Origin of the sequence: Mesorhizobium sp. M7A.F.Ca.ET.027.03.2.1, from assembly GCF_003999175.1 — a bacterium.
Taxonomy (GTDB): Bacteria; Pseudomonadota; Alphaproteobacteria; order Rhizobiales; family Rhizobiaceae; genus Mesorhizobium.
This window is the reverse complement of the sequence record NZ_RZOM01000198.1, coordinates 1-7,177: the sequence shown is the minus strand read 5'-3', so window position 1 is coordinate 7,177 and position 7,177 is coordinate 1. Positions and strand designations below refer to the sequence as shown.

The window sequence follows — 7,177 nt, the reverse complement described above, 5'->3', positions numbered from 1 at the left end:
TCCGTATCGCCCGTGACCGTATCGTCGGCAAAGTCGAGCGCACGCCGACCGTGCTGTCCCCGAGCCTATCCGAACAACTGGGCGTCCCCGTTCACCTCAAGCTCGAGCATCGCCAGACCACCGGCAGCTTCAAGCTGCGTGGCGCCTCGAACGCCGTCGCCTCGTTGAACGCCGAACAGAAGGCGCGGGGCGTGGTCGCGGCCTCGACCGGCAATCATGGCCGCGCGCTGGCGCATGCGGCGAAGCTTGAAGGCATGCGCGCCGTAATCTGCATGTCGCGCCTGGTGCCCGGCAACAAGCTCGACGAGATCCGCCGGCTTGGCGCGGAGGTCCGCATCGTCGGCGACAGCCAGGACGATGCCCAGCAGGAGGTCGATCGGCTGGTGGCGCAAGAGGGGCTGGTGATGCTGCCGCCCTTCGACCATCCCGACATTATCGCCGGGCAAGGCACGGTCGGGCTTGAGATGATCGAGCAGGTCCCGGATGCCGCCCTCGTTCTGGTCCAGCTCTCCGGCGGTGGGCTCGCCTCAGGGGTTGCTACGGCCATCAAAGGCGTCAGCCCCGGCACAAAAATCATCGGTGTCTCGATGGCGCGTGGCGCGGCGATGAAGGCCAGCCTCGATGCGGGCCAGCCGGTGCTGGTGGAAGAATTGCCGACGCTGGCGGATTCGCTCGGTGGCGGCATCGGCCTCGACAATCGGCTGACCTTCGCCATGTGCCGCGACCTGCTCGATGATGTCATCCTGCTCAGCGAAGACGAGATCGCCGCCGGAATCCGTCACGCCTATGCGCAGGAGCGCGAAATCGTCGAGGGCGCGGGTGCTGTCGGCATCGCCGCACTGCTGGCCGGCAAGGTCAGGTCGGACGGGCCGATGGTTGTTCTGCTGTCCGGTCGCAACATCGATATGGACGCGCACCGCACAATCATTTGCGGCGTAGCGCCATCGCTCAAGGAGCGTGCCGCATGAGCCGGATGACCATCCTTACAGAGAAAGAGTTGCGGGCGATCGTGACACTCGATCTCGATGCCGTCGCCTGCGTCGAAAACGCCTTCCGTGCGCTTGCCACTCTGCCGGTGGCGATGCCGCCGATCCTGCGGCTAGACATTCCCGAGCATCGCGGCGAGGTCGACGTTAAGACCGCCTATGTGCCCGGCATTGACGGTTTCGCCATCAAGATCAGCCCCGGCTTCTTCGACAATCCGAAGCTCGGCCTGCCCAGCGTCAACGGCATGATGGTGCTGCTGTCAGCCAAGACCGGCCTGGTCGAAGCGCTGCTGCTCGACAACGGCTATCTCACGGATATCCGAACCGCTGCTGCCGGCGCCGTCGCCGCCAAACATCTGTCGCGGCAGGACTCGTCCGTTGCCGCGATCTTCGGTGCTGGCGTCCAGGCCGGGTTGCAATTGGAAGCACTCATGCTGGTGCGGCCGATTGCCGAGGCGCGCATCTGGGCACGCGATGCGGCAAAGGCCGAGGCAACCGCCGGAGCCCTGCGCGAAAAGCTCGGCATTCTCGTGCATGCCGAGCCCGACGCGGCAAACGCGGTCGCCGGCGCCGACATCATCGTCACCACGACGCCTTCGACCGAGCCGCTGATCAAGGCCGGCTTCGTTTCCGCAGGGCAGCACATCACCGCGATGGGATCGGACGCCGAGCACAAGAACGAGATCGCGCCGGCAATCCTGCGCATGGCCGATCTCTATGCCGCTGACAGTGGCCGCCAGACAAAGCGGCTGGGTGAGCTGCATCATGCAATCGCGGCGGGCGTGATGGCCGCCGAGGGAGAGGTGACCGAACTCGGCCAGATCATCGCCGGCGCGAAACACGGACGGCGCTCGGCCAGCGACATCACCATCGCCGATCTCACCGGCACTGGCGTCCAGGACACGGCGATCGCCACGCTCGCTCGAGACCGTGCGCGGGTGGCCGGTTCCGGGGCCATCTTCGAAAGCTGATGCTGGCCGCAGGAGCATGATCCGGAAAAGTGGGAACCGGTTTTCTCGGACAAACGGTTTTCCGTTTGTCCAGAGATCACGCTCAAACAAGAACGACGAGTTGGATTCAAAGCTGATACCGGCCGCAGGGCCCAACAAACGAGGACCAAGAACAATGCAACCGAACCTGAGATTCTCGCGCGGCGAATATGCGGATCGCCTCGCCAAGACACGCAAGGCCATGGAGGCCAAGGGCGTCGATCTTCTTGTTGTCAGCGATCCTTCCAACATGGCCTGGTTGACCGGCTATGACGGCTGGTCGTTCTATGTGCATCAGGCGGTTATCGTGCCGCCTTCGGGCGAGCCGGTCTGGTACGGCCGCGGCCAGGACGCCAACGGCGCCAAGCGCACCGCCTATCTCGCGCACGACAATATCGTCGGCTATGCCGATCACTATGTGCAGTCGACCGAGCGCCACCCGATGGATTTTTTGGCCAGCGTGCTTGCGGAGCGCGGCTGGGGCAAGCTGACAGTCGGCGTCGAAATGGACAATTACTGGTTCTCGGCGGCCGCCTTTGCGTCGCTGCAGAAGCATTTGCCCAATGCCCGCTTTGTCGATGCCACCGCGCTGGTCAACTGGCAGCGTGCGGTGAAGAGCCCGACCGAGATCGATTATATGCGCAAGGCGGCCCGCATCGTCGAGGCCATGCATCAGCGCATCTTCGACAAGATCGAGGTCGGCATGCGCAAATGCGATCTCGTCGCCGAAATCTATGACGCCGGCACGCGCGGCGTCGACGGTATTGGCGGCGACTATCCGGCGATCGTGCCGCTGCTGCCGTCGGGTGCCGATGCCTCGGCGCCGCATCTGACCTGGGATGACAGAGCGATGAAGCGGGGCGAGGGCACCTTCTTCGAGATTGCTGGCTGCTACAACCGCTATCACTGCCCGCTGTCGCGCACCGTCTTCCTAGGCAAGCCGACGCAGGAATTCCTCGATGCCGAGAAGGCGACGCTGGAAGGTATGGAAGCCGGGCTGGCTGCCGCGAAACCCGGCAACGCCTGCGAGGACATCGCCAACGCCTTCTTCGGTGTCCTCAAGCGATACGGCATCGTCAAGGACAACCGCACCGGCTATTCGATCGGGCTGTCCTATCCGCCGGACTGGGGCGAGCGCACGATGAGCCTGCGTCCCGGCGACCGCACCGAGCTCAAGCCCGGCATGACCTTCCATTTCATGACCGGCCTGTGGCTGGAAACGATGGGACTGGAGATCACCGAGTCCATCCTGATCACCGAAACCGGTGTGGAGTGCCTGGCCAATGTGCCGCGCAAGCTGGTGGTGAAGGATTGATGCCGATGTTGAATCTACGTCCATCACCGGTCGCGCCGACCGTCGATTTCGACTGCGACGGCATCCAGCACGGTTTCCTGCGCTTGCCCTACAGCCGCGACGATTCGGCGTGGGGCTCGGTGATGATCCCGATCTGCGTCATCCGCAACGGCAACGGGCCGGCAGCGCTGCTGACCGGGGGCAACCATGGCGACGAGTATGAGGGGCCGCTGGCCCTCTACGATCTCGCCAGGACCCTAGATCCCAAGCAAGTCAGCGGCACGGTGATCATCGTGCCGGCCATGAACTATCCGGCCTTTCGCGCCGGCACGCGCACCTCGCCGATCGACAAGGGCAACATGAACCGCAGCTTTCCCGGCCGGCCGGACGGGACGGTGACCGAGAAGATCGCCGACTATTTCCAGCGTGAGCTGCTCCCCCGCGCCGACATCGTGTTCGACTTCCATTCCGGCGGCAAGACGCTGGACTTCGTGCCGTTCTGCGCCGCGCATACTTTGCCCGACAAGGCGCTGGAACAGAAAGCCTTCGACGCGGTCGCGGCCTTCGCCGCCCCGTTCTCGATGCGCATGATCGAGATCGACGCCGTCGGCATGTATGACACGGCAGCCGAGGAGATGGGCAAGGTCTTCGTCAGCACCGAGCTGGGCGGCGGCGGCACGTCGCGTGCGCAGACGGTGCGGATCGCGCGGCGCGGCATTCTCAACGTACTGCGCCATGCGGGCATTGTAGATGGTGCGGTCGAGAAGACTCGAACCCAGTGGCTCGACATGCCGTCGGGCGATTGTTTCTCCTTCGCCGAAGATGACGGCATGATCGAAACCATGGTCGATCTCGGTGAGCCCGTCGAAGAAGGCTCGGTGCTGGCGCGCATCCATTCCACCGGCCGCACCGGCATCGCCCCGCAGGAGATCCGGGCAAAAATGTCGGGCATGCTGGCGGCGCGGCATTTCCCCGGGCTGGTCAAGGCCGGCGACTGCGCGGCGGTGGTGGCTGTGCACGTCTGAGCGATTCCGCCGAGGCTTGCTCCACCCGGTTCGCGTCCATCGTCACTTGCTCTTGATCCGTTGCGGAGCCTTCGGCGCGGCGGAAAGAAGCAGCATGGCGAGCGGAGTCGACATTGCAGGAGGATGTCACTATATAGCGGCGGCTTCGACCTGCGTGCCCGAGGGCAGCACCTCGAAGCAACTGTGAATGTGTAGTGTGTTGCGCCATCTATTGTGACGGAAATCGGCTCGGAAACCGGAAAAAAGCAAATAGAAACAGTGGCGCAGCGCTGGGCGTGACCCAGCCAACGGTACCGACCCCTCCAGAATCAGAAAATGCTCTTGACCCCTCGATTTCCTATGGCTCTGTGGACCTTGGACAGCATTGGCTTGCCGGACGACCGCGACTCGGCTGGAATGGGGACATGCATCCTTTGCGGGATGTCGACGTTTATGATTACCAACCGGCTTTGCCGCCAGGGAACAGCAGTATGAGTGAACACGCCATCGAATTCTTGCGGGGATGGATCGGCGAAAAGGTCCATTGCCAGTCCTCCCAGGCAAGGATCGACAAGCAGGCCGAAACCCTGGCCAAGGAGTGCGCCGCCGAGGCGGCCGAGGTCGGCATCCCGCTGGAGGACATCCAGGAAGAAGTCGGCGATATCCAGGAACTTATCGCATCCCGGCTTGAGGAAGCGGCCGAGGCCGAGGAAAGCCAGCAGGCCCCCGGAAAAGCCGCGGAATGATCAAAGCCGCGGAATGATCGCATAGCGGCGACGTTGTTTCAGCGCGGGCTTCTGGCCCGCGTTTTTGTCTTCAGCCAAACTTCTCCTTGAGCCACGCCTTCGGCAGCGCCGGCACGAAATTTCCGTCGCGTCCGGTCATATCGTCATTGGCAACCAGCGCGTTGAGGATTGCTTCCTCCACGGTCTGGATCACCGCTTCGAAAAACGGATCGATATCGGTGTCCGGAATAAAATCGGCGCTGGCGGTGCGGCCGGAGGGCGCCAGCGCCGCGCTCGCATTGGCGGTCGAGAAGGCGATAAAAATGTCGCCTGAACTGTGATAGCCGAAGCCGCCGGTCATGGCGACGCCGAGCGGTACCCGGCGGGCCAGCCGCTTCATCTGATGCGGCAGGAACGGTGCGTCGGTGGCGACGACGGCAATGATCGAGCCCTTTTCAGCACGCGGTGTGCCTTCGCGGACCGCCGGTTCGAGAAGCTCCGGCCCGGCGCACAGGCCGCGAATGGTGATATTGCGCCGTTTTCCAAAATTAGACTGCACGAAGGCGCCGACGGTGTAGGCACGGCCTTGCCATTCGACGATGCGCGACGCCGTGCCGGAGCCGGCCTTGAAGCCGAAGGTGATCATGCCGGTGCCGCCGCCGACGCTGCCTTCCTCGATAGGCCCGCCGCCGGCACCGTCGAGAGCCTGCGCAACATGCTCTGACGTCAAATGGTGGCCGTTGATGTCGTTGAGGAAGCCGTCATAGGTCTCCGCCGCCACCGGCAGCCCCCAGCCGCTGTCGAGCGCTGCCGGCAGCACGCTTTGCATCCAGCGCAGCGTGCCGTCGCGTGAGACACCGCAGGAATGGGTGTTGGTGATGGTGATCGGGAAGTTGAAAGCGCCGGTTTCCTCGACGATGTGCGAGCCGGTCAGTTCGCCGTTTCCGTTCTGGCTGAAAATGCCGGCGAAGACCGGCGTGGCGAGGTCGGCGAGCGGCCTGGGCAGGATCGCGGTCACGCCGGTGCGCACCGGCCCCTGGCCGACGACGAGCGCGCCATCGCCCGAAATCAGCGTCGCGTAGCCGACCGTCACGCCGTGCACATCGGTGATCGCGTTAAACGGTCCGGGCCGCCCATCGAAGCCGATGCCGAAATTTCGCGCGCGCGGTTTGCCTGAGGGCGTTGTCAGATGATGCGGATTGTCGGTCATGGTCTCAGAACAGGGATCCCTGATTGCCGGGCTCTTTGGCCTTGGCCGCCGGCTTGGCCACGGCTTTCGGTTTTGCCGTGCCGGTGATCGCCACCGCATCGGCGATGCCGTCGGCGAACTCGAGCGAAAGCGCCATTCCCGACGCCACCTCGGCAGCCTGCTTGATCACCACGCCATCCGCATCCCTCACCAGCGCAAAGCCGCGCGCCAGGACGGCCTTGTGCGACAGCGACGCCATCAACCTGTCGGCCTGGACGACACGGCCGCGCAGGCGCTCCAGCCTGAGCACCACTGCTTGCGTGCCGCGTCTTGTCAAAGCTGTCAGCAAATCCCTCTGCACGCGTTGCCGCCGTGCCGTCGGCTCGATCGTGATGCGGCCTTGCAGCAGAGCCAGTTGCTGCTTGTGCCGCTGCAGCGATGCCCTGGCACATTTTGGCAATTGATCCGCCGCTCGGTTAAGCTCCGCACGCCGGGCTCTTGCCAACGCGCGTAGCGCGCCTTGTGCTCGCATAAGATTGCGCTCGTTGGTTCGCCGCGCCTCGGCAATGCGCTGTGACAGCATTGCCGGTGTCAGCTTTACGGCAAAAAACCTTGCACGCTTGCGTTCGGTGGAGACCAACAGGCCCCGGCCGAGCCTGGACGTCGCCTCATCGAGGCGTCGCCGCGGCAGCGCCAGCAATTGATCGGGCGAGGGCAGAGCCCGGGCGGCGGCACGGGCGGCCTGCCGCTTGCGTTCGAAATTGCGCAGGACCGCCGCTTTCAGCCGCGCACCGAGACTGGCAAGCGTTGCTTCGAGGTCGGCCTTCACCGGCACGGCGATTTCGGCCGCACCTGTCGGCGTTGGCGCCCGCACATCCGCCACGAGATCGATCAGCGTCCAGTCCGTTTCGTGGCCGACAGCCGAGATCACCGGAATGCCGGAGGCAGCGACGGCGCGGGCGAGCGCCTCGTCGTTGAACCCCCAGAGGT

Annotated in this window: 7 protein-coding genes; 5 read left to right on the top strand and 2 right to left on the bottom strand. The window is 64.3% G+C overall.

The window, feature by feature from the left end:
• The first annotated feature begins 5 nt into the window (after positions 1-5).
• The 5 genes from eutB (at position 6) to EN750_RS11460 (ending at position 5,019) form a co-directional block, all read left to right on the top strand.
• Entirely contained in the window at positions 6-968 is a 963-nt protein-coding gene (eutB, locus tag EN750_RS11480; RefSeq protein ID WP_127396498.1) for a hydroxyectoine utilization dehydratase EutB, read from the top strand.
• Positions 965-1,957 carry an ectoine utilization protein EutC gene (gene eutC / locus EN750_RS11475; RefSeq protein ID WP_127396497.1) on the top strand — a complete coding sequence of 331 codons (993 nt, stop codon included), beginning with the start codon at positions 965-967 and terminating at the stop codon, positions 1,955-1,957. Before eutB ends, eutC begins: the two co-directional genes overlap by 4 nt.
• 154 nt (positions 1,958-2,111) lie before the next feature.
• The gene (gene doeA / locus EN750_RS11470; RefSeq protein ID WP_127396496.1) at positions 2,112-3,290 is read left to right on the top strand and encodes an ectoine hydrolase DoeA; all 1,179 of its coding nucleotides are present in this window, start codon (positions 2,112-2,114) and stop codon (positions 3,288-3,290) included.
• A 5-nt stretch (positions 3,291-3,295) separates the two neighbouring features.
• Positions 3,296-4,294, top strand: coding sequence for a N(2)-acetyl-L-2,4-diaminobutanoate deacetylase DoeB (gene doeB, locus EN750_RS11465; protein WP_127396495.1), 999 nt, complete (start codon positions 3,296-3,298; stop codon positions 4,292-4,294).
• Positions 4,295-4,764: 470 nt separating this feature from the next.
• Positions 4,765-5,019 carry a DUF768 domain-containing protein gene (locus tag EN750_RS11460; RefSeq protein ID WP_127271474.1) on the top strand — a complete coding sequence of 85 codons (255 nt, stop codon included), beginning with the start codon at positions 4,765-4,767 and terminating at the stop codon, positions 5,017-5,019.
• Positions 5,020-5,089: 70 nt separating this feature from the next.
• On the opposite strand, the gene EN750_RS11455 is transcribed toward EN750_RS11460, so the two are convergent.
• A complete protein-coding gene (locus tag EN750_RS11455) occupies positions 5,090-6,208 on the bottom strand; it encodes a P1 family peptidase (protein WP_127396494.1) in 1,119 nt (372 codons plus the stop codon).
• A 4-nt stretch (positions 6,209-6,212) separates the two neighbouring features.
• A partial coding sequence (locus tag EN750_RS11450; RefSeq protein WP_281062281.1) for an exodeoxyribonuclease VII large subunit occupies positions 6,213-7,177 on the bottom strand: 965 nt, incomplete at its 5' end.

What these genes read in the sequence shown, in the direction of transcription:
- eutC (WP_127396497.1), top strand. Translation starts at nt 965, where the DNA reads ATGAGCCGGATGACCATCCTTACAGAGAAAGAGTTGCGGGCGATCGTG.
- doeA (WP_127396496.1), top strand. Translation starts at nt 2,112, where the DNA reads ATGCAACCGAACCTGAGATTCTCGCGCGGCGAATATGCGGATCGCCTC.
- doeB (WP_127396495.1), top strand. Translation starts at nt 3,296, where the DNA reads ATGTTGAATCTACGTCCATCACCGGTCGCGCCGACCGTCGATTTCGAC.
- EN750_RS11460 (WP_127271474.1), top strand. Translation starts at nt 4,765, where the DNA reads ATGAGTGAACACGCCATCGAATTCTTGCGGGGATGGATCGGCGAAAAG.
- EN750_RS11455 (WP_127396494.1), bottom strand. Translation starts at nt 6,208, where the DNA reads ATGACCGACAATCCGCATCATCTGACAACGCCCTCAGGCAAACCGCGC.